This window comes from Ruminococcus sp. Marseille-P328, assembly GCF_964249465.1.
Lineage (GTDB): Bacteria > Bacillota > Clostridia > Lachnospirales > Lachnospiraceae > Blautia_A > Blautia_A faecis.
Genome location: NZ_CAXUBQ010000007.1, coordinates 18671 through 43107, shown reverse-complemented (window position 1 = coordinate 43107; position 24437 = coordinate 18671). Strand labels below are relative to the sequence as shown.

Annotated in this window: 22 protein-coding genes; all 22 read right to left on the bottom strand. The window is 37.9% G+C overall.

The window, feature by feature from the left end:
- Positions 1-8: 8 nt before the first annotated feature.
- Entirely contained in the window at positions 9-1955 is a 1947-nt protein-coding gene (locus ACESTK_RS06665; protein WP_373119248.1) for a bifunctional UDP-sugar hydrolase/5'-nucleotidase, read from the bottom strand.
- Between the two features lie 38 nt (positions 1956-1993).
- Positions 1994-3292 (bottom strand): TIGR02679 domain-containing protein, encoded by a 1299-nt coding sequence (locus ACESTK_RS06660; protein ID WP_373119247.1) that lies wholly within the window; start codon positions 3290-3292, stop codon positions 1994-1996.
- On the bottom strand, positions 3270-7385 hold the full coding sequence (locus tag ACESTK_RS06655) for a TIGR02680 family protein (RefSeq protein WP_373119245.1): 4116 nt from the start codon (positions 7383-7385) through the stop codon (positions 3270-3272). The genes ACESTK_RS06660 and ACESTK_RS06655 overlap by 23 nt, the downstream gene beginning before the upstream one ends.
- Positions 7375-8517, bottom strand: coding sequence for a TIGR02678 family protein (locus ACESTK_RS06650; protein WP_368361356.1), 1143 nt, complete (start codon positions 8515-8517; stop codon positions 7375-7377). Before ACESTK_RS06650 ends, ACESTK_RS06655 begins: the two co-directional genes overlap by 11 nt.
- The gene (locus ACESTK_RS06645; protein WP_173715796.1) at positions 8517-10001 is read right to left on the bottom strand and encodes a TIGR02677 family protein; all 1485 of its coding nucleotides are present in this window, start codon (positions 9999-10001) and stop codon (positions 8517-8519) included. Before ACESTK_RS06645 ends, ACESTK_RS06650 begins: the two co-directional genes overlap by 1 nt.
- Before the next feature lie 429 nt (positions 10002-10430).
- Complete coding sequence (locus ACESTK_RS06640) at positions 10431-11609, bottom strand: TIR domain-containing protein (RefSeq protein ID WP_147585321.1); 1179 nt, start codon at positions 11607-11609, stop codon at positions 10431-10433.
- Between the two features lie 15 nt (positions 11610-11624).
- Positions 11625-12254, bottom strand: coding sequence for a hypothetical protein (locus tag ACESTK_RS06635; RefSeq protein ID WP_147585320.1), 630 nt, complete (start codon positions 12252-12254; stop codon positions 11625-11627).
- 78 nt (positions 12255-12332) lie between these two features.
- On the bottom strand, positions 12333-13337 hold the full coding sequence (locus tag ACESTK_RS06630; protein WP_147585319.1) for a thymidylate synthase: 1005 nt from the start codon (positions 13335-13337) through the stop codon (positions 12333-12335).
- On the bottom strand, positions 13324-14319 hold the full coding sequence (locus ACESTK_RS06625; protein WP_147585318.1) for a nucleotide kinase domain-containing protein: 996 nt from the start codon (positions 14317-14319) through the stop codon (positions 13324-13326). The genes ACESTK_RS06630 and ACESTK_RS06625 overlap by 14 nt, the downstream gene beginning before the upstream one ends.
- On the bottom strand, positions 14316-14933 hold the full coding sequence (locus ACESTK_RS06620; RefSeq protein ID WP_373119242.1) for a hypothetical protein: 618 nt from the start codon (positions 14931-14933) through the stop codon (positions 14316-14318). The genes ACESTK_RS06625 and ACESTK_RS06620 overlap by 4 nt, the downstream gene beginning before the upstream one ends.
- A gap of 16 nt (positions 14934-14949) precedes the next feature.
- Positions 14950-15405: a TIR domain-containing protein gene (locus tag ACESTK_RS06615; RefSeq protein ID WP_147585316.1), complete on the bottom strand. Its 456-nt coding sequence runs from the start codon at positions 15403-15405 to the stop codon at positions 14950-14952.
- A 91-nt stretch (positions 15406-15496) separates the two neighbouring features.
- Entirely contained in the window at positions 15497-16417 is a 921-nt protein-coding gene (locus ACESTK_RS06610) for a BsuBI/PstI family type II restriction endonuclease (protein ID WP_373119240.1), read from the bottom strand.
- Positions 16410-17897, bottom strand: coding sequence for an Eco57I restriction-modification methylase domain-containing protein (locus ACESTK_RS06605; protein WP_373119238.1), 1488 nt, complete (start codon positions 17895-17897; stop codon positions 16410-16412). Before ACESTK_RS06605 ends, ACESTK_RS06610 begins: the two co-directional genes overlap by 8 nt.
- An 82-nt stretch (positions 17898-17979) precedes the next feature.
- Positions 17980-18534: an EcsC family protein gene (locus ACESTK_RS06600; RefSeq protein WP_373119236.1), complete on the bottom strand. Its 555-nt coding sequence runs from the start codon at positions 18532-18534 to the stop codon at positions 17980-17982.
- The gene (locus tag ACESTK_RS06595) at positions 18528-18692 is read right to left on the bottom strand and encodes a hypothetical protein (protein WP_373119234.1); all 165 of its coding nucleotides are present in this window, start codon (positions 18690-18692) and stop codon (positions 18528-18530) included. Before ACESTK_RS06595 ends, ACESTK_RS06600 begins: the two co-directional genes overlap by 7 nt.
- Before the next feature lie 189 nt (positions 18693-18881).
- Positions 18882-19259 carry a TnpV protein gene (locus ACESTK_RS06590; RefSeq protein ID WP_373119232.1) on the bottom strand — a complete coding sequence of 126 codons (378 nt, stop codon included), beginning with the start codon at positions 19257-19259 and terminating at the stop codon, positions 18882-18884.
- Positions 19260-19269: 10 nt separating this feature from the next.
- A complete protein-coding gene (locus ACESTK_RS06585) occupies positions 19270-20781 on the bottom strand; it encodes a MobA/MobL family protein (RefSeq protein WP_373119230.1) in 1512 nt (503 codons plus the stop codon).
- Positions 20782-21126: 345 nt separating this feature from the next.
- On the bottom strand, positions 21127-21354 hold the full coding sequence (locus ACESTK_RS06580; RefSeq protein WP_373119228.1) for a DUF5348 domain-containing protein: 228 nt from the start codon (positions 21352-21354) through the stop codon (positions 21127-21129).
- Between the two features lie 175 nt (positions 21355-21529).
- Entirely contained in the window at positions 21530-21772 is a 243-nt protein-coding gene (locus ACESTK_RS06575; RefSeq protein WP_373119226.1) for a complexin-2, read from the bottom strand.
- Between the two features lie 91 nt (positions 21773-21863).
- On the bottom strand, positions 21864-23018 hold the full coding sequence (locus ACESTK_RS06570) for an AAA family ATPase (protein ID WP_373119224.1): 1155 nt from the start codon (positions 23016-23018) through the stop codon (positions 21864-21866).
- Positions 23015-23338: a hypothetical protein gene (locus ACESTK_RS06565; protein ID WP_005340449.1), complete on the bottom strand. Its 324-nt coding sequence runs from the start codon at positions 23336-23338 to the stop codon at positions 23015-23017. The genes ACESTK_RS06570 and ACESTK_RS06565 overlap by 4 nt, the downstream gene beginning before the upstream one ends.
- Positions 23316-24416 (bottom strand): tyrosine-type recombinase/integrase, encoded by a 1101-nt coding sequence (locus tag ACESTK_RS06560; RefSeq protein ID WP_373119222.1) that lies wholly within the window; start codon positions 24414-24416, stop codon positions 23316-23318. Before ACESTK_RS06560 ends, ACESTK_RS06565 begins: the two co-directional genes overlap by 23 nt.
- Between the last annotated feature and the right edge of the window lie 21 nt (positions 24417-24437).

Sequence of the window (24437 nt, the reverse complement as noted above, 5' to 3'; positions counted from 1 at the left end):
TGATATTATCACATACTTTTCTTTTTTGCCTTGCGGACCAGTTTTCGGATCAAGACTACAATAAGGATAATAATTACAAGGAAGAGCAGGCAGATCAGCACGATCATTACTGAGAATCTATTGGGATTTTTCACCAGATCAATAATATTTGTGCTGTCATCTACAACCTTACGGTTATGAGTGACTGCATAATATTCCGGTACATTAGCAATTCCATCCCCGTCTGTATCTTCAAAAGACTGCATGTATCTTGCAATAGCATCCCACGCTTTCAATTCCCTGCCATCTTCCATGATTGCTTGATCTTCCAGATTTTCAATTGGATTTCCGTTCTTATCCTTTGGTTCAAGAGACAACAGACCATAGGACATTTTCATTACAGAGCCAAGCATTTGTCCTGTATACAAGTCAGTCACAACATGGTACAGTTTATCATCCTGAATTTCAATTCTTTCTCCATCTTCTCTGGTCAGATAACAGTCCGTCACCTTATTCAGAATCATTCGATGAGGATTATATGTAAAATTCAGTCCGCTGCAATACAATCTTGCAGTTGTCATAAAATCCGAAACAGAAGCGTCTACTTCTGCTGCCAGCTTCAATTCTTTTCCTGTCAGATATGCATTGATAAGAGGATATCCTGCCACACCGTCTTTTCCAATTCCCAGAGAAAAAGAATTGTAAACATCCTCTACTGTAATATTGCCTTTTGTATATGTGTCACGGACCGTTCCGCTTGGTACAACCGCTACGTCTACCGGATTTCCATCGTAATACTCTGAATTTTCCACAGCATATACGTACGCATCAGACATAATATCGCCAAGATTCAGTTCTTCATGCTTTGTACCCATCTCTTCCAGACTGTTAAATTCAATATCGTTCTGAGCCAGAACTTCATCCCTGGTGTACCCAAAATCTGCAAGATAATTGGTGTCTACTGTATCCATTAATTCATCAATCCGTTTCTGTGTTTCCTGATCCGGCTTGATCTCATCAGACACAGGAATCAGCTCATAGGAAGTCATTTCCCAACGCCCGTCCTCCTTCTGTGTCATTGAAAGTGATCCAAGGTTTCTCCCATACTCACCGCAGGATACAATATATGTATTCCCATGCTTAATGGCTTCATTCAGCTCTGTATGGGAATGTCCACTGATGATCAGATCCAGATCCGGCACCTTTTTTGCAAGGATTTCATCCTCTGACTTATCCTCGTCCTCCCAGGTTCCGCCGTGAGACACACATGCGATCATATCCACATTCTCATTTTTCTTAATCTCAGCTACCGTCTGCTTTACTGCTTCTACCGGATCTTTAAACAGCAATTCACATGTAGGCGCACATTCCAGGGCATCTTTTCCAAATACACCAACCACAGCAATTCTCGTATCACCCTTTTGAACCACAACATAATCTTTCACGCCGTACGCTTCAAACGCTTCTTTGATCTGCTTCTGCCCATCATTTAAACCATCTTTTTCCATAGCGTCCCAATCCACGTTGCACACTGCGATTTCCGGCACTGTCTCACCGGAATTTATGGCTGCCTTCAGCATATTTGCCAGTCCCTTTGACCGATAGTCATATTCATGATTTCCAAAAGTAGTCACATCATACCCCAGATATCCCAGCATTCGAAGCTCCGCTGCCTCCGTATCATATACGGTCTGGATCAGTGTACCCATGGAAAAATCTCCGCCATCCAATACCAGGGTATCTGGATTGTCTTTCTTCTTTTCATCCATCAGGGTTTTTATTTTCGCAAAACCGCCAACCTCTTTTTGCTGTCCATCCACAATTGTTGAAAAGCTGTCCAGATGGGAATGTGTATCATGGGTAAACAAAACGTCTACCTTTTTCGTCCCGGCTGCTGTCACAGGAATATCCAGTACAAGCAGAAGCAGTATTGCAATTGTTAATACAATTGACAAAATTCGTCTCCGTGTCTTCATAATTTCTCCTTTTCGTTCAAAAAATTTTCTTCTGATTTCTACAGCATTTCTTCTGCCAGCATCTCCTGATATCCGGCTGTCCTGAATTTTCTAATCAGCGCTGCCACCGGCTTTAACCTTTCATCCGTTATCCGTTCCAGTATTTTCAACCGCTTCGGTGATATAACCTCTTCAGACTTGCACCTTTCATAGTCAGCAGCTTCCATATGCCAGTAATAAAATTCGCCCTTATAATACTGCGAAAGTTTCTGTGCGATCAACACACCTTCCGGATCCAGATCTCCTGCATAATAAATCCGTGTTTCGGATTTTGCAAGTAAATCCAATGCCATCAAACCTGCCAGTCTTGGCTGACCGTTCATGCACATATATGCTTTTTCCTTATGATCTGTTTCTTCTTTTCCACAAAGCATGGCAAAAACCGAAGGATTTTCCACAATATATATTTCTTTTTGGAAACAATGAAGTGACTCCCATTCTGTGAGCACAGCAAGAGGAACCTGTACAATATGCTGTTCTTTCGCAAAACCTGCCATACCTTTATGATAAGTTCCATCTTTTTTCATGGCCTGCACCTGATACAGCATTGTATAATTGGAAACGTCATCCAGCATAATCCCTGCCAGCAGATAACTTTTCTGACGCTTATACGCAGGAAATATTGCAGATGTCTCTACTACTATTCCTCTTCTTCCCAGATCCATCTGTATGATCTGATATAAAAAATTACCATCTGCTGTTCCAATATCAAACGCATGCGGATTACCTGTCCGCATAGCTGCAAATACGGCAAGGTACATCTTTGTGTTGCGATATGGTAGATTGTTATAGATTTCTGCTCCAAGCCGCAGCGTCCTGTCCCATTTGGCCAGCTCCTGATTCCCATTGTCTTTCACAATGCTTCGCAACGATTCTAAGGCAGTCTCTACAGGAGTTCCTTCATAATCTCTCTGAAAAATCTCCCATATACGCTCTTTTTCCTGTTCCCGTAAGGATTTTTGCTCCTGTCTTCCAAGCAGTGGCTCTTCAAAAAAATTCTCCAACAGGCATTCCGGCGTTATCTCTTTATATCTGCTTGTTTCCAGCGCCTGTCTGAATTTTTCTGAGGACACCGTTACACTTTTCTGACTGTGAAAAGATTTTCCAAAAAATCCTTCCAGTTCTTCAATATCTGTTGGTTTCAGATTCTTCAGAATTACTTTCCCACCAAACCTTCCGTAAGAAATATATTTCTCCCGGAAGCCTTTCAGAACCTTCTCCCAGACCGGGCTCAGGTGAAAATAAGCCAGACAGTCTTTCATTTTATTTTCAGATTTATACTCCTTCTGCCTGTCCAAGCTCTATTCCTCTCTGTTCAACTTCTTCCTCGTGTTCTAACAATTCTTTCCTGTGACCATTCCATAAATAAGGCATAACGGTTACAAATTTCGCATTTCCCGGACGGATTAACTGATAGATTGCCAATGCGTCCAACGTATCACAATCTCCCCACAGAACCTGTGAGTTAATAATAAAATCAAACCGGAATTCTGTCATCAGACGGAACATATCACGAATATTCTTATTATCTACTCCGGCAAATGCCTCGTCCAGAGATATCAATCTCGGTGCATCTTCCCTTCCTCCCTGATACTTGGCCACAACTGCAGAAAACAGCGGTACATACATGGACATTGCTTTTTCCCCGCCACTAAAGGTTCCGAATACACTATTTGTCAGCTCCTTCTGACGTTCCCCGTTTTTCTGAGAAAACAGCTGAAATTCAAACCATTTACGGTAATCCAGCGTATCCTTCATAATCTGATAGAAGGATACCATTCCCGCACTGTCTTTCGCATTTCTTCGTGCTTCTACCACCTTGGAACGGAAATGGGCAGACAATCTGGCTGCCTCATCTTCACTCATCAGCCGATAATCTTTCTTCAGTAATTCTACCAGTTCCTTCGTATCCAGCTGGTCTTCCTGTTCTGCAGTCTTACTTCGCCATCTAAGGCTAAGCTTTAATCCGCTGGAGGTATTCATACCGTTCATCAGGGAATTCATTTTCTGTACCCATGTATTGGAACTGTTAATCTTTCCACGGATTTTTCTGCTTACCGTATTGGCAAGAATGTCTTCAAACAACTCCCGGTCTCCATCTTTGATCAGATTCTCCAGCTCTGTGATATCTTCTTCAAGATGCAAAAGAAGACTGGCAAATGATATCTTTACGCCTTGGTATCTGGCTGAAATATCCAGTCGCTTTGCAGGAAATTCCGTTTGTTCTTCTTCAGTAAACAGCTCATTCTGCATTAAATGATAGTCTGTAAGAAAGCCTCTGTTTTCAAAGTATACTTTATTCAGATCACGGATCACACTGTCTTTGTCCAGCGCTTTTACATCTGATTCCAGATAACTTCTGATATGTGCGGCATCTTCCGGTATCTCTTTTGGTATTTCCACATAATGCAAAGCCTTTTCCATATCATAGCATTCTGAAAAATATTTCGTTTTCTTTTCATATTCTTCAATTTTCTTCCGGGTTTCATCTAAGCGCAGTGTCAGTTGTCCCACTTCGTCTTCTTCATGTGTCTGTCTGCTTACGCATACACGTAATTGCTCCGGATACTCCTGCAGCCAGTTAATACATGCATCCAGCCGTTCTTTAATTTCTTCGTAATCAGTCAGACGCAATTGTTCCTGAATGGAAGCCTGTTCTTCTGTCTTTCTCCTGATTTCTTTTTGAATCTCCTGCAGATCATACCGTATCTGTTCCATATCTGCATCCAAATCTTCCAGATGTTCTTTTCGCTCTCTCAGATACATCAGACTTCTAAGATACATTTCGTGTGCGGCAATCAGGCTGATCAAATGCTTTCCATATTCTTCTGCTGCTTTTTTTGCTTCTTTAAATATATCATAAGAACAGGTCAGATATAATGCTTCTGCAATTTCCAGTGCTTTCTTTTTCTTTTCTTTCAGTATCTCCACTAGTTCACGGATCTGACACTCCAATTTATCACTCTCGCGCTTCAGCTGTTCGCACTCTCGTTCCTCGGCTTGCAGCATCCGAAGGGCTTCTCTCATGTCTGTGTCTTTCGGAAGATTCTCGTATTCTTTTCTGAGAATAGCTTTTCTGTCAGACAGCTTTCTATGCAGTTCCTCCAGCTGCTGTAATGCAGTTTCCAACTCTGTGATTCTCTGTCTGCACTCTTCTATCTTTGCCTGTCTGTGTTTTTCACGGGCCTTTGTTCCAAGGAATCCTGCCTCATATTCTCCTGTTACAGTTCCGGCAAGCACTCCCATTCCGTAGGTTCCATCTTCTGCAACGGTAAACAAGCTCTCACTATCATATGCAATGCTTCCCAGGATTCCGGTGAGACGCTGATTGGAAAATATGTCATTCACTTCTTCATTCAGTTCCAATACATCCAACAGACTTCTGTCTGGCTGCAGATTCTTCTGACTGTTCTTGCAGATAAACAGATAATGATCTTCACATCCTTGTTCTGTTTTCAAAACCTGCTCTTTGTATTGCTCATCTATTACCAGTGCATCCAGAATTCCCATCTTTAATAAAGCTTCTTCCAAACGGTTACAGGCTTCTTCTTCCAGATTATCTCCAAATTCTATAACCTTGTAAAATTCCTGATATGGAATTCCAAGAGCATCCAGTCTCTTGCGGTTACATATGACTGCCTCTGAACGTTCCGGCTGTGGTTCTTTCTGATTCTCCCATTCGGCCAGATCTGCCCTTACTTCTTCCAACTCTTTTTTTGTATTTTGGCTCTCTGTATCATTTACCGAAAGTTCAGATTCGATTTCCCCATTTTTCTTGATCCATACATCTGCAATCCTCTGACGAATCTCGGCAAAATCAGAGGATTCCTTATACGTTTCGGCAAATATACTTAATTCTCTTAATAATTCTTTTTCTAATGCCAGCTCCTGGTTTGCACCGTTCCACTGATACAATGCTTCTTTCCATTCATTCTGTGTCTGCACAAATACAGATTCCAGTTCTGACACTTTTCTCTGAAGAGTATCCAGTTCACGAATCCGTCTTTCTCTTTCTTTTATCAGATCATCCTTCTGTCTTTCCAGACGATCTGTCTCTGCCAGTATCTCTGTTCCCTCATTAATTTTTTCTTTTGTGTTATCAAATTGCTGCTGGTGTAAATTGAATTTGTATGGTTCTTCCGGATGTTTTTCCAGCTCTTCCTTCATAAATGCATGCTCTTCAAAGGCCATGGTATCAGCCTCATCCTGCATCTCTTCTATAAGCTCTTCCAGTTCTTTTTCTTTCTCATATTTCCTGTCTTCTTCTGTTTTGATCTGATTCTGTGCATCCTGATATTGAGTCTGTTTCTGCTCCAGGAATCTCTGCTTTTCTCCCAGGTTTTTCTGTTGTCCGTTTAATTCTGTAATCAGCTCCGCTTCTCTTCGCTTCAATGCTACCGCGTCGCTTTTGTTCAGAGATTCTTTCTCTTTCTCCATGGACTCACGTTTCACATCCAGATTCTGATGTTCTATTTTCAAGTCTTCTATCTTCTGTCTGCATTCACGTAGCTTTTTCTCCTGTTCATTTTGCCGCGTCCTTGCATTTTCCAAATTTAGTCCAGCCTGTTCGCAGCGTTCTGCTTTTTCATATAATAATTTCTGATTATATTTTGAAAATACTGCCTGGATTTTTTCTGCTGCCTGTCTGGCTTCTTTTCTGTTTTTCAGATTCATGGTCATGGTATCCATATTTTCAATGGCTTCCGACATAGGACGCAGGTCATCATCAGACAGGGGCTGAAGGGAATCACTTAAAATATCATTGATTACAGATGGCTTAAAATCCTTGGAAAGCTTCGGTGTACGCAGCTGAATCAAAAGATCTATCATTTCCTTATATTCTTCTGTTGTCTCAAATCCAAAAATCTGACGGTTCACATATTCCATATAATCAACCTGTCTGTCAATAACGCGGCCGCCATCCCAAATCCTGTTTTCCAGCTCTTTTTTGGAAAGTGTAACCTTTTCTCCTGAATCCTTGTATAAAAAGAAATCCTTACCGATACGTCTTCCATCGGTCAGGCTAAAATACCATTTATCCAGATTCTTTCCTCTTCTTGCGCGGATACCCATTCCGATGGTCAAATATGTATCACTGTTTTGTCTTTTAAGTTCCAGATACAAATAGCCTGTGCGTTCTTCACGTCCGTCATCTTCTTCCAGAAGATAGCTGCTCATCTTACGGTCCCTGGAACCGAAGGGATCCAGTCGTTCCGGGCTCATATTTCCATCCAGAAGAAGAGGCACCACACTCTGCATAGTTACTGATTTTCCCGATCCGTTTGAACCTCGAAGGAGCATTCTTCCCTTCACAAACGGGAATTCCTGTTCGTCATAATACCAGAAATTAATCAGTCCGATCTTATTTGCCTGCCATCTGCTATTCATCATTTCTTCCTCCCATATAATCCTCCGGATAGCTTCCCTGTATTTTTCCGGTGAGCGGACATATTTTTATCTGATGAGCGAGTTCTTCTTTTCTTATGAACATCCACAACTCCATCTCATCCAACACACTTTTTACAAATTCCCCTTCCGGCATCTCGCGATAATTTTTCGAAAATCCACTTCCATATTCCTGTTTCATTTCTTTTATCATATTTTCAAATTCAATCTGATCTATAAGACAGGTTTCATCCAATCCGGTCTTCCATTGACCCTTCTCAATTTTCTTGCGTATTTCACGAAAACACAAAAGCAAAATATCGGATATGGAATTATTGCCGGGAAATACCGTTCCCATCCTGCAGTCGTCTCCGGATAGCAGATATGCACTTCCTTTATGAATGTGCACATGACAGTCAAATATCTGCTCCAGTTCTTCGCTTAATCTGCGTCCGTAATATTTCAGATATTCAAAATCCTCCGATGAGCCATCCGCTTTGTACATACCAGGTGCAAAAATCAGTCTTTTATAAACCCTGTGTCTTCTTGCAAAGCCTCGGTCTTCATCCACTTCAAACCAGTCACTTTCCTGAAAATCTTCCGGTTTCGTATATTCCATAATGTCTTTTGAAAAGCTCTTCATAAAATACCTGGACGCACCTGTGTTTTCATAAAGCACTTCTCCTCCTTCGTCATCCATGAATGCCTCGTCTTTTCCATCCGTAACTCCAATAAGCCCCTGATCTGCTGCAAATCTCATTACACGGATCAGCTTCCTTCTATTCGTATACAATGTCCAGTCGGAGATTTCCCCAGGCAGATTTGCTGTAATATATTCCGTCAGCTGTGATATGATAAACTGCTCCTGTGCATCTCTGTCTTCCAGAAACATCAGCAGAATACAGAGATATGCATATTCTTCTTTTGAGGAAAATTTCTGGATCCCCATAAAGCTTTCCGGTATCACCGGAATCTTCTCCATCTTTATCAGAAGTGAATTGTCAATGATCTGGCAGCCCATTTTCTCTGTAGTAAATTTACGCAGTTCTCCAAGGGCATCTCTTAATTTATAATAGGTTTCCTTATCTCTGGATTTTAATACCCATCTTTTATTTAACAGGATCTCCAGTTCCTTCATCACGTTTCCTCCTGAAATACAATTGACAAATCAGGCATAGTAAAATTACCATCCAGACAATGCACAACACAGGTCTCATCTGCCCGGCTTCTGTCTAATATGTATCTTCTTCCATCATCCGTTCTTGCAGAAAAATCCGCAGATTCCATGGCATCCGACAGCCATTTCAAAAGGATCTCTCTGATTCTTGGTTCCAGCACCGGTAATTCTCCAAAATGAATCCTTCCATTTACTTCCAACGCCTGCAATTTTTCCATTTCTTCTCTCTGTTTTTCCAGCATTTTACGTCTTGTTTCCTGCTTTTGCTCTGCTGATTCGCGGATCGCACTTCTTCTGGATTTCTCCCTGTATGTACGTATCCTTGGCTTTAAACTGATTTCCATGGGTTGTTCTTCGTATACTCCGATATTCATGCTATCCGTTTCACGTACCAGATCTCCGGCAATATGCTGCGGGCACTCCATGCCAAATACCATTGCAGACATTTTGTGGGCTTCTTCCATATCCTGGCATTTCAAAAATAATTCTGCCACTTTGCGGTATTCTTCTTTTCTGTTAGCACCTAATGCATTCTTTTCACTTAACTGCGCTGCATATCTTGTGATCCTGCGAATAATATCATTTGTTGCATCAAAAAGCTTTCCCGCTTCATTCTCCTGACCTTCCTTTCCTACAAACCAGTCATAGATACTTTGATAACGGCCCTTTACTTTCTGCCAGATCATTTCCTTCGATACTTCCACATCCATTCGCGGTATCGACAATTCATAATCAACTACTTTTTCAAATACCTGATTTTTCATCTCTTCCTTCTGCATGCATAAGCTTTCTTCTATCACACCTACATTTCTCTGTAATCCCTTAATAAAGCTGCGCAGATATTCGATCAACCGGTCTTTAAACACCAGAAACTGTTTCGTATGCATCATTTCTTCTGCCCGCACACTGTTCAGATCTCTGATATAGTCCTGATAATTCTGATTCAGACGTACAAAATCATTATTCAGATCTGTCCACCAGGTATATACTTCATTTTTATCTCTTTCCACCATCTCCGGAAACCGTTCTATACCTCTTCGTATCCGCTCCAATAATGTGGGCTCTAAGGATGCACCTTCAATGAACAGGTTCTCAAGTCTAAGCACCAGACGTTCTATCTCTACACTATATTCTGTCATCTGATAGCGGTACTTTTTGTTCTTAAATTCTTCAATGGATGCCACCTTTTTCGTATCCTGGATCGTATTCAGATTCTTCCATTCTGTCAACATTGTGAGATCCTGCTGACACTGCTCTGGTCTGTAATCTGCAAAAAAAGGATCCTTTATCATTTCTTCGTAAACCTCTTCCTGGTACAGCCAGTATTTCAGTTTCTCGTAATGTTCAAAAAAAATACGCATAATACAGCGATATCTGCTTACATTATCTGCATTTAAATATTTCGCTTCTGTCAGTGGTTTGATTAATTTATCTGATACCTGCATGAGGCCTCTCCTTCTTTTCATACATGGGGTTACTTATATATAATGTCGGAGGCAAAAGTCCCCGACTACGATACTTGCGGATTGTTTCACCGATTACATTGTATCAAGACGTTGGCCAGTCGACCAGTCCTAATCTGTAAAAGCTACTATTTTTTTGCACGAAAAGAGGCTGCAGGAATTCTATCCTACAGCCAATTTCGCTTTTTTGTTTATTTCACTTTTTTATTCAAACTCGGCAAATCCGGAGATGACATTAAATATATTTGTTTAGTTTTCATTTCTTTTCTGCCGTTATTTTATCTCTGTTACATATATTATTTTGGCTCGCTGATTTTCTGTTGCCAATTTGTTGCCACTTCATTATAACTGGCAGAAAAATGTTTGACAACCTTTATTTTAAGAAACATATATATATTCTATCCCATCCAATTACATTAATGCCAATTTTTTATAATTTGGATCAACGAACTCCTCCATATCATACTTTAATAAAGCAAAATCTCCACTCTTGGCTTTATCTTCATCAAGATAATAAATCGGCTTGTTCAATTCCGCAAAATAATTCAATTCATATTTACACCACACGGACTCAATAGAGTTATGTGTTCTTAGGAAAATAATAGCTTTTGATTGCTGCAATCTCCATTCTATCACTTTTAATGTTGCTTCACACAAAAGATTCCTTTTCAAATAGTCTGAATCATTTATCCAATCACAAAAAATATTCTTCCCTATAGAATTTTCATATGTAATTATATCTTGAACGAGTTTGCTATCTTTACTACTGTGCGAAATAAAATAATCATATGATTTTATTTTCTGTTCTTTGCCGTTTTCTATTCTATATTCAAGTTCGTCTGGATTATGGGGAATAGAATATGTTTCATAAGGATAAACTTTTTTTAGATATTCTTTACGTTTTTTTCTCTTTGTATGAACCTGCATATATTTTTGTCGTCTAAGTCTGGGTTGGTAATTAAAGCTCTGTAAATGATAAAATGCAATTTCCCTTAATTGTTTATTTAACTCAGTATCATTCAATTTAAAAAAGAACTTAATCACTTTTGGATTATAATATTTTTTCAATTCATGAATAATATACATTCTATCTTTTTGTGAGGTATTGATTCTATTATATAATCCAATTAATTGATCTAAAAAAACCGGAGTAACCATTTGTGTTTTTGCTTTAGCATTAGAAATTTTCGTATCAATTCGAGCTATTTTATTTTTTCTTTCTCTCCACAAAGCATCTTTATTCTTTTTCCAAATATCTTCATCAAAGCTACTGCTATAATTACTTTTTGTCTTATCAGAAAGTAAATATTTAAACTTTACATTATTTCGAATTATTTCTTCGGCAAATGGCATTTTATACCTTGCTTTTCCAAATCTTTTAATCAAGTATTTATCCTTTTGATCATAATACTGTTTTTTATATTCTACCGATTTCCATTCATGCGGATAATATTTTTTCAACAAATCAATAATAATATCCTCATTATATGTGCACGGCAATACCTTTTCTATTTTTTTTAATTGACTATTCCACATAATATTAATATCAATAATTTCTCTATCATATATGTGTTTTGTAACGCCTGACATAAGGAAAAATCACCTCTACTTTTCAAATGCTATTCTTTCCATAAGCTTCTTATATTCAATCATTCTTGTATTGGTTTCAATTAGATTCTTTTTTAATTCTTCATAATCCGGATACATCATCTGTATCTGCTGCGGTGTTTTTTCTTTATTATCGTTATCATTTATACTGTCACCATACCATTTTCTAAATTTTGCTTGCCACATTGTTAAATGCGGGCGCAATCCTGTATTTAATACCTTCTCTGTAAGTTTAATCAAATCATTTGAATATGGTAATCTACTTACCGGAATCTCTTTTAACAATTCTCTTGCGATTTTGAAAAAATCATACCAAGAATTATATATTTCACTTATAACATCATTTTCTTGATCAAATGGCAATCCTATTTTTCGTGTACTTAATTCTACCCATAATTTGTATGCAATTTCTTGGTCCTTTTTATTATATACAAGTTTCACACTGGTATCTCCAATACCTAAATTGACCTCATCAATAGTAATAGAATGTTTTTTTGCTATATTTGCACATTTTTTAATCATAAATGAAACAATCAAAATTGCAATTACTAAAATGATTACTGCAACCCAATTCAACTTAACATAAATGATGTTCCAACTTTCTAATCCAACATTAAATATATTCATTTTCGTTTTCTCCTTATAAATTTAAACTCAATTGTATAAATTGGAGATATTTCCAATTTATTAAGGAAACATACTAACTTATAGTTTAACTCTTCCACACATCCATTCTTTCATCATATATTGATACAATTTATTAGAAATATTTTGCTCGCAGCAATAAATTATTTCCTTATCCATATGATGACTATACGCAATATACTCACACAAAAGTATCAACATATTTTGATATGCCTCTGGTAAATATTTATTTTCCACAATACTCTTAATATAATTACTTGTACATCCTTTTTGAGAAAGTTCTCTCATTCGAACCAACAATTCCCAAAACACTTTTTCTGACTCTATTTTTTCCAATCCTATCTTTTCTGTATTCACGTGAGTTTTTTTCTCAATATCAATACTACATTCATTATTAACATACATATGCAAACTATCGCTAATATGCATATACTCACCAACATCCACATTTAACCAACCAGCAATAATTTCCTGTAAAAAAGTAAATTGTAAAAAATTATATGGCAATCCAAACACTATATCATTACTTCGCATAATCTGGGTCCACAGCAATTTGCCATTTCTAATTTTTAATAATGAACAAATATTACATGGTATATCATCATTATTCGGTATTCCCGCACTATGTGGTAGATCTATATCTGGCTTCCAAATTTCCATCACTACCTGTCTTGATTCTGGATTATTTTTCAAAACATCGTAAGCTCTGTTTATCTGATCGAATCCAAAAGAATACCTCAATCGTTTGCCATATGCCCCAGGATATCGATCATATTTCCCTTGATATTTTGGAAGTGCTGGATTCCATGCATTTAATAGTGCGGCCTCATCACTTCCATTCATAATCATAACTAATTCAGCAATAGCAAAAGCAGGACTTATCGCCGGTTTCCGTCTTTCCACCCAACGTTGCGTTGGATCAGATATGGACATACATACATGTGTTAATTCTTTAGTTTGTCCATTACGTCCAAATACATTTTCACCAAATGTTTTAAGTTTTTGATATATATCACAATACACTTCATCTGCTGTTCTACAAAAAGCGCTCTCATTTACTCCCATAAAATTCCTCTATTTTATCATTTATTCCCCATTTTGGAGGATAAAAATAAGCTATTTTATCTTCTCGCATTCTATATCTTTGTTTAATTCTCGTTCGCCCATTACAATCTATAATCTCTGGATACTTAACACGAGAATACTTATCCGTTTCGCAAAAAATATTTTGACAATCTATAAGCTGAAGTTTCCGTCCCCCAAGAGTTGAAAACTTTAAACCTAAACGTTGAAATTCTTCTTCTTGGTGTTCACACATATATCTTATAATATACTCTTGCGAATACTCATCCGAATTGCTAAAACTTTTTCGTATTCCAGCTTTTGCCCCAGGTCCAGCAACTACAAATTCCATTTCATCAAAATTCACCAATTCTGAATAATTAATATCAACAGCATATTGGTATGCTAGAAAAGTTCCAATAGTTGGATATGCCAACAACGTATTATAAAGTTCTTCTAAATTTCGGCAATGCATAATTTTTTTGGTAATATGATTTTTCATCATATAATCTATTAACATTAAATGATTCATAAACTTACGTTCATACCCAAACGCCGACTTTCCTGATGCCATTATATATGCACCCGAATACAATTTTTCTCCTTGTTCGAAAAAAATATTCAAGACTTTACCATACTGATCAACATCAAAGTTTTCGTAATTAAGTCTCCCGAAAATATTTTCTAGCTTTTCCCATGTTTCTATTTTATTAAATATTTTAAAAAGCAAAATTCGAAATATAGTATCTTCTTCTGTATACCCTCTTTGATAAATGACATTTTTTATTAAATATTGGCTTACTCTATCACTCGCCCTATAGGTATTTGTAAACTTATACTCTCTTAAAATAATATCTTCCGTAAGGTTATCTTTTTCTCCCATCAATTTACGCATAAAAATATTCTGGCGCTCACATGCAAATTTCCAATATGTATCGTATACTTTAGTCTTTTTTAATCCTTCTTTTTGTATATTTATAATCATTGCTTTTCGCCTTCAAACCTAACAAACTGTCCAAATTTCTTCCACTTATAAGGCAGACCATGCTGTCCCATCTCATAATAATTTCCAACCCAACTAGTAATATCTGCACAAATATTATTTTGCAGTTTTTTATATGCCCTTCCAGTAGCAATTGCCTCTGTGAATTTTGGGGGAAGTTCTATAGCATTTTCTCCAAAATACCAATAGTGAAAAGATATCAATACCCGATCTATCCTTGTATCATGAATAAGATTATTCTTATTTATTCCATCAGCATAACTGTGATGTGAATTTTCTTGCATCCATTCGTTACCAATGTGATGATAAATATTGTCACCATAACATTGCTGATAATTTCCATCAAAACGAGGTTTTTTCATAAAAAATCTAGGATCTACCCAATACTCATCAAATGTACATATTTCATCAACTTGCATTAAAAAAACCATTTTATGTGTTATTGCTGTATTTGCACCTCCAAAACCAGCAATCCAATCGCCTTTTAATGCTCGTTCTCTAATTTGAGGTTTACATGTTGCCAATGAACAAATATTCCAAAATGGATTTGGTGCAAATCCGTAATCTCTGGTAATTACATATGAATATAAATACATTTATACCTCCCCTATTTTAGCAGGTTACTCTTTCCGTCCCCCAATTTCTACTAGGTCCATTCCATGTATTATCGCCATTAATCCCAGAAATAATACTTTCTCCATTCCATTTTTGAAGTGAATTTCCATATTTATTCAATGCTTCCGGAAGTTCACTATCACTTTCCCCCGGCAAATAAACACCCACAATTCGTTTTCCTTTTCTAGCTGCATGCTCAATTTCCCAGTTTACATATTCGCTTTTACTCGTATCTTTACCTATTAGTACAACTGTAGTTCCAGCCCAATCAATTCGTGGTCGAATAATGGATTTTATATATTCTTCATTATGAGCATTATTGGGATTTTTACTCTCATAGATTGAACTATCCTTCATTGTCATACCATGTTTACCTAACAACGACTTTAAATCTTCTATTCTTTCTGCATCTGTATGATAATGCGAAACAAAAATATTTTTTATATCATCCATATTTTTTCTCCTTCCTGCGGTCTAATTTTCAAACATAATCCACTTTCGTATCTTTTACTGTCTTATATCATCATAAATCTAAAATATTTTACTATCTCGGTCCCATAAATCGATCGCCATTCAGATGTATCATATGCTCCGGCATTTCAGCAATCCAAACTTCCGTCTCCCAAGCCAACTCTTCCGCAAATTTTTTATATGTCTTGAAATCCAGAAATGCTGTTACAAATATTTTTCCTGCTGTTACATCTTTCGTCATTTCTGTAATTTCCAATATACGCTTTGGATCCATCGGACCGACCGATGTTACCGATTCCACAAAATAGATCCAATTCTTATCCTCACGATATAGTACTACATCAGGCATTTTATCATGTAACGTAATTTCAAATCCCAGTTCTTTTAATTTTTCTACATTCTTTACCAAATCTTTTTCTATTGTATCGCCAACGTACAAGCACTCCGAATTTGGTGCAAATCTCGGTGCAAATTCCTCGATAATGGCTTTTTGCAGCTCATTATGCTTACCTGCTGAAAATTTAAAGCTTTCACCATTTATATTTACTGGCATCATTGTCATCTTCTTTTTAGAAGCGTACAAATCAATTAACTTTTCATGATAACAAAGAAACCGCTTTATAGATTCTTTCCATGCTGGTGTTTCCATCGTTCTCAGTATTTTAATTGTTTCTTCCGTCAATCTGTAGCGATAGTTCGGACTGTTGGTTGCTTTTCCATTATCCTCTATCAAAGCAGCTGTCCTGAATCTGTGCAGAGCCTGCTTTCTAAATGTTTCTCTGCTGTTTTCTGCATAGCTCATACCGTAAAATGTGTTAACAAACTGAATAATATCATGAATACGAATCCACTCATTTGTTGCTTCACTCCATGACATAGCCGGCTTTATTCCTGCCATAGCCAGTATCACATAGCAGCATATATCTGCCTGCTGTGCTTTAGGCATACCTATTGTTTGCAGAAATTCTCTTGTTTCCTCTGTTTTCTTATCCACAGTATCCCTCCAATATCAAATTGCAATTTGCCTCCGAATAATCCTTACTTTTAAGCACTTTTCTGCCCATTTCCTGAATATCCTCTAACTCTGGCACAGGCATTGCATTTATCTCTGTTGAATTAACCTGTGTAGACCCATTTAAAATACGATAATATTCATCATAAAGTGTAGAATTAAATAATACATACAACCCATACACCAGACATTCTGACATTTCCGTTAATACACCGTCCACAAAATTAATTTTATTCTGTGTACTTATCTTTTGGTACTGCGGAAATCTTTTAGCTAAATATACTCCACACTGTAATCTTCGTGGTTCTTCCTTTGCTGTAAATCGCTTTACAAATAGATAGTTCTTGTTATCTTGCATTAATCCCTTTTGTTCTGTCACCACATATTCATGTTCTTTCTGGATTGGAAATTCTACCTTTCCTTGCTTTATATGCTGTGAATAAAATAAAGGTATTGCCCCTTCTTCCGCTTCATCCCTCAAAATATCACGATTACGGAAATCTACGGTCAATCCCGTTTTCATTTTTACTCCTATTGCTGGAAGTGTCTTATCAAATTTATGCAATTTCTTTAATACTTCCACTTCATTTTCATCTGTCACAAGATAAACATAATAATCTGATCCTGCTACAACCAGATCATACGGAACTGTTAATGATGTCAGCTCCCCAAAATCACTATTTGATTTCGAGGATGTAATCGTAACGTTTTCTGGCTTTTCACTCGTCTTTCTTACTTTAATAATAATTGTTTCCTGTAACACACTTTCTTTGTCGAAAACCTTATTTCTGCTGACAAAAAGATGAATATGTTCCAATTTTCCCTCTGTCAGAAAATATTCCCGAAAACGTTTAAAATACGCTCCTGATGTCCATGATCTCGGAATGATGTAAACCATCTCTCCATTTTCACATAAATTAAATAATCCCATAGATGCAAAAATAAAATACAAATTCGGCGCACCATAACATACCTCTGGCATCGCTGTTGCTTCTGGCGCATCTTTCGGAATTTTCATATACGGCGGATTTCCAATCACAAAATCATATTTCTTCGGCTCCGCATTTCCTCCCAACATATGATTAAAATCCAGATACTGACTCAGAATATAATTATCTTCAATGATATTAACCGTAAGCTTTTTCTTTGTCTCTTCTTTACAATATTCCAAATTTCGTTTCAACAATGGTAATACATTTTCATCGTTCTCATAGCAGGTAAGTTCAATCTCCTGAATAGAATCTATTGTTTCCAATCGTTCAATAAAGGCACATGATAATATGCCTGAGCCAGCCCCCGCATCAAGCACCCTTACTTTTCCTGTTTTCTCATCGAAGTTATATAATCCAGCCATAAAACGGGCAGTTTCCATACTGGTAAAAAACTGTCCATATTTTTTACGTTCTTTTTTCGGCATACTCTCTATATATTCGTTTGTAAGTTCTATAATTTTTTCTAGCATATTCCACCTACCTACAAGCCTTCTACTTCTTTCTATTATACTATAGCACAGACCCTTTTTCAATGTTTTTAGAACATATGTTCTATTCTTTTGTTTCCGTTGTATTATAATCATTATCATCTATATCTATAACATCGTCGTCACTCTCACCTTTGACAGAAAAGTCTCCTGTCATAAACCATTTGTATGCGCGATCTGCGATAACCTTCGTTTCCACTAAGTCCAATCCGCCACCCACAATAGCCCCTACTCCTGGTAGCATCTTTCCAAGATTTACAATGCCTTTTGAACCAAATTTCGTAATAAATCTGAAACCAACCTTCTGATTAATCTTTGTCAATACCTTTCCTGGTATCTTTTTTATAACACCATTTGCAAATTTTACGCCAAATTTAATCCCTGCCTGTTTCAACAAACTATTCACTGCCACTCCTGCAAGACAAGCATATACAAAAGTTTGCGTCTGATCACTGTTCAAATCATAATCTGCCATGTATGCTGTGCAGGCTATCATTCTCATTTGCACATAAATTACACTTCCGATATTCGCAGGTATCGCAACTGGCATTGTTATAAATCCACCAAATCCTGTTACAACTCCAGATGTTGTGCATTTTGCGATTTGATTCTTCAGCATAGCTCTACAAGCTTTTCCTTTGTCTCATGCTTTGATAAGTAATCATTTGCCATATCTTCAACGCCTGGACTGACCATCGGTATTCCATTTAAACATTTTTCATAGCAAGAGTCTAACAGTTTCATAATATCCTCTTGTGTTACTTTTTTCTTTTCCATTCTATTTCCTCTAAAATTCTTATCTTTTCATTCTTTATAGGCACAAGAATTCTATCTAAAACATCATTCATGCACTGGTATAATTCTATTTAAATTTTACCACAGTTACGATAATTGCTCCATCATATTTTCACAAATATGCTCCAACTACACCTTAAGAAAGGTGGCAAATATAGCCACCTCTACTCTTTATCTATATACGATTTTTTTCAATATCACTTCCTCCGCACAAGCCCGGATATTATTCATTCTCCCAACCCATGCCATCTGATCCTGCATCTTCAGTTCTTCCGTCACGCCTTGCCTTTCTTTCATCTGCTCCACCAGTCTGTCCATCATCTGATTACACTCTTCGTCAATCTGATGCAAATGTTTATTTAACTTTCCAGCAAGCACCAGCTCCAGATATAGTCCTTTCCGATGCTCCTGCAAATATGTCTTTCTCAACATTCCATACTTTCCAATCGGATACTCTGTCTCTTCCGGAAGATATAGGTCTGGATAATACAGACCGTCCTCTCCTAAAGTATAACTGATTCCATTTTCTCCCATAATGTGTTTCTCCATGATTGTCCTCCTATCTTGCTCCCCGATTTTTGTTCTGACTACGGGTATGCTGTTTATTTTTCTGTTCATTCTGTATTTCTTGTTTCTTTTCAGCCAGCTTCGCCATAATACCATGTGCTACTGGCTCTTTTCCTGTTTCTTTCTTCCATTTTTCTATTGCAGTTCGATATTGGCTATACTCAGATTGAGAATCCTTAAAATCTTTTAAAAATTCCTGTACACTTCTATATCCGATTTTCTGCACAATCCTTGGAAGATAATCTTTCATATCTCTAATCTGACTTTTCAATTCATCAATTTCATTCTGCAATTCTTTTTTCTTTCTTCCTTTAAACCATCCCTTTACCTCTGACAGTTCTTTCTTTTTTTCAGAAAGCTGTTTTTGTTTTTTCTGAATTGCACTATTTTGTTCTTCTAGTTCTTTATTCACCTTAAAAAATTTTGAATATTTTGATGCAAGCCTTGTCATTTTGGGTTGTTCCGGTTCTGACTTTTCATCTTTTGTTACTTTAACTGCTGCCATACTATTTTCAGCAATATGCTCTTGGTGTTCGGCTTCCGTTCGCCCTGCCTGTGCCACGTTTGTCTGCTCTGGCACTTCCCTGGGTTTCTTAAACAGCACACTTGCTATCAAAAACTCCAATGCCTCAACAGCCACTGTTACAATTCTGGAAAATAATCGTGGTCTGTTTCCACGCCGGGCAATTGATTCCCTGATCGGCTCCGTGATTTCTTTCCGCTTCACTTCCATCATCTTCGGTTCCGGCACTCCACTAATCAATGCCATATCAACAGCTCTGTTCCATTCCTGGCGTTTTTGGTTATCCGCTTCTATTTCCTGTGCTTTTGGATTATTTTTGCCGATTTTCTTTGTTGCAAGATACACACTGCCACGCTCAAACACCTGCAACTTCTGACTCTCGTCCTGCACATAAATATTGATTAAATCTGTATAAGAATGCTTTACCTCATCCAGAAACGAATTACTCTTGAAGCGTTCATCTTTCGCAGTAAACAACTTCTTCTCATAGACTTCTCCTTTCTTCACAATACTACAGCCTTCTCGGATCTCGCCATCTTCTCCCAATATTTCTTTCTTGGTTCGGACATGTTTTCCATTTTCATCATAAAACATATTTCTACTGGCAGTCTTAATGATTGGTTCATCCAGTAGTTTCCGTTCTGCAAATATCAAATGAATGTGATAATTGTTCTTTCTTTTATTGTGGTGCAAAGCAGCAATACACTCTGTTCCATAATTCTGTTTAAAATGATTTGTAAAAAGTTGCAACAATCTGTCTGGCTGGAATTCTGTAAAGCTCTCTGGCAAAGCAATGATCAATTCTCTTGCCTCAATGCATTTCCCTTCTGTCCCGCTTTTTACAAATTCGTCCTGATTACATTTTGCAAGTTCCCGCCAGAATTTCCGTTCTGTGGTTTCATAAACTGCATAAAGATTTTCCTGTTTTGCATGACTGGATATATAAGTGATTCTGCCTTTTACATTGCTTAGTTTTGTCATTTGAATAAATGAATTTCTTCCGATAGGCACTCCCTCCTTGTCTTCGGCAAAATAAGTTCTGCCATATTATTTGTGAGTGGATGCATTGGCATCCGTTTACGAACTTACTGCCGTTTCCGGCTATAATAGCCCCCTGCAAGGGCGAAATACGCAGAGCATAAACAAAGTTTGTGCGATGGGTGTATTTCGCTCTCAAACGCCGAGGGCTTTGTGAGATACTTCACGCGTCTGCTATAGTTTAGCTTTAGCTTTTTATTTTGGGCGTATCTGCCCTCTTTTTTCAGCCCGTATCCGGGCTTATTTTTATCACTAACAACCAATCGGCTATTTCTCTATCTGTCTGCTTTATTCCGGTATCCTTGCCCGTACATACTCCAGATCTCCGCAATACGGTGTTCCCGCCAAATACCATTCTCTCGCCAGATTCATTTCCATTCGTGTCTTTACCCACTGATCATCAATCAGAACCTCCAGACATTCTCCGCAGTGAAATCCTGGATCAATCCATAAGTCTGATGATAATAAGCCATATCTCTTGTTATAACTGTTGTAACCTAATCTTCCTTCTTTCATTTGATTATTCTCCCTTCATTTATCGTTCCTGCAAGGACGCCCTGAATCAGGGCTCCCTTTTGAAAATCTCCTTACTTCGCCAGCCAACTCCCGACTGCCCCTTACCGGCTTTCTCCTTGTTTGCTATCTACAGGTGCGTGCCACGCTCCTGTTATTAGGTAATCAGGCAAAATCTTTACCAACGAAAGTTCTCATGCATTCCACACTTATCCAAATACTCTTGTCTTGCCTTTTCCCGTTCTTCCTCGGTTGATGCTGTTTTGAATGTTGTATATAACTGACGTTTTACCATACTGTCTAATTTTTCCATCAATGCTTTTTCTATCTCCGGCAAATATTCCTCATTCCTGGCAAGATGATACTGGAACAATGCCAGTAATAAATCTTTTGGTATCTGCACCTGTAATTTTCTTTCCATGTTTCTCCTTTCCGTGACGGTCGTGACGATAGTGACGATATTTTCACTACCGACACGCTATATAAAATACCGTCACAACCGTCACATATCGTCACGCTTGTTTTCCAACAAAGGCTAATCTGATCTTTCTTCCATCATGTCCTCGTTCCGCTTTATACTGGATTCCATATTCCAGAATCAATCGTTCCAGGCTGACATTTAATTTTCGTGATAATGCGTTCGGCTGCATTTCCATCTGCAATACTTCCACAAGCTCTGTTGCTGTTCCTGCCCACTCTGGCGTAGTTTCTGTTACAAGTTCTTTGATTTTTTCCAACACTGGATCTTCTGGTTCTTTCCAAAGTTCTGTTTCTGTCTTGGTAAGTTCCCAGACACATCTCTCCCGATTAAAGTTCAACCACAGTTTCTGATCCTGCTGGTCACGCCCTGCCACTTCCAGAACTGCCTTATTATCTGTCCGTTTTTCTTTCTGCATGACGAATGCTCCATCCGCAGCTCCAAGCAATCCATTCGTGCCAGAAATCATATCAAAACTATCTGAAGATTCCATTTTTCTTGTATGATGCACAACCAGAAAACAGATACCATATTTATCACTGAATGCTTTCAGCTTCGTTACAATCTCATAATCACTGGCATAACTGAATTTATCTCCACCAACCTCACGCACTTTTTGAAGAGTATCAATGATAATCAGTCTTGCGTCTTTATGCTCCGTCACAAATGTTACAAGCTGCCTTTCCAGTCCGTCATTGAGCGATTTTGATTTTGTAGCGAAATAAAAATTCTCACTGCCTTCCATTCCAAACATCTGTGATAACCGCTTTTGCAACCTTGCATAATCATCTTCCAATGCCAGATACAGAACCGTTCCCGGTCTAACTGAAAATCCCCACAATGGAAGTCCTTTACTGATGTGATACCCGATCTGTGCCATAAAGAATGATTTTCCAATTTTCGGCGAACCAACAAACAGGTAAGTTCCGTTATACAGAAGTCCATCTATAATCGGCAATTTTGGTGGATATGCGGTATCGTATAATTCCATCATGGAAACTGTTTCCAGATCATCTGGATTCTTTTTATTTGCTGATTTTGCTGTATTTTCCGCATTATTTGTGGCTTGCAGATTGCCCTTACCGGGCAAATCTGCTATACTTTGGTTGGTTAATTTATTACTTGATGACTGTTCCACATCTGCGCCAACAGATGCAATCGGAGCAGTCATTTTTTCTTTTGCTGTCATTCATTTTCCCCTTTCAATCCATACAATGTCTCTGCGACCAATCTCAGGGTACTTAGCAACTCTTCATTTTCCTCACTGCATTTTTCCAGACGCTTCAATTCTTCATAAATCTCTGCCATCTGATTTCGCAATGCTTTATACACTCTTGGATTTCCTTGTACCACAATTTCTCGATCAGTTAATCGTTTTGTGATATAGTCCTGCTTGCTAAGTCCTGACAATCGGACACATGCATCAATTTGCTCTGCCTCTTCCGGGGATACCCGGAATGCTACGATTTTGTTTCTCCATCTTCCTTTACTGTCCAGATTCTTCTCCATTTGATTTTTCCATCCTTTCAATATCCAACTGTTCTGCCATCTGTACCTGCTCACTTGGAAACAAATGTGCATATCGGTAAGTGATATCAATACTCTCATGTCCCATTCGGTCTGCGATTGCCAATACCGTAAATCCCATATTGATCAATAACGATACATGGGAATGTCTCAAATCATGCACACGGATTCGCTTCACCCCAGATACTTTTGATCCTCTGTTCATTTCATGATGCAGATAAGATTTGGAAATTGTGAAAATCCGTTCGTCCTCTTTCGGCTCATACAGCATTTTCAGATAATCCTGTATCTCATCACACAAAAACTGCGGCATCTTAATGGTTCGATTACTTTTTAACGTCTTTGGTGGTGTAATCACATCTTCCCGGTGCAGTCTCTGATAGGACTTGTTAATCCGTAGTGTATGCGTTTCAAAATTGAAATCTGCTGGTGTAAGTGCTAATAACTCACCCATGCGAAGCCCACACCAGTAAAGTATTTCAAATGCATAATAGGAAACAGGCTTGTCCATCATGACATCTGCAAATTTCAGATATTCTTCTTTTGTCCAGAACAACATTTCCCGGTGCTCCTCTTTTCCCATATTTCCTGCTTTCTGCGCTGGATTAGATGGAAGATGGTAAAAATTAACTGCATGGTTGAAAATAGCACTTAACTGACTGTGAATTTTCTGCAGATAAGAAGCAGAATACGGTTTTCCATTTGGCTGACGGATCGCAAGCAGTTCATTCTGCCATGCAATAATGTCCCTGGGCTCAATTTCTCCTATTTTACGCTTTCCGAAATAAGGAAGAATTTTAGTTCTGGCAATATTTGTTTTCGTTCCCCAGGTATTATCACGAATTCGATTTTGCATATCCTCCACATAAATCTCATAAAAGCTTTCGAAAGTCATATCCAGTTTGGCTTCTTTCTTCAGCAATAGCTCTCGTTCCCACATCTGTGCTTCTCGTTTTGTAGGAAATCCTCTTTTGGATGACTGGTGCGTTTCTCCTGTCCAATCGGTATAACGATAGACTACTCGCCACTTTCCAGTGGCATTATCTTTATGAATACTCATACAAATTCTCCTCTCTTTCTC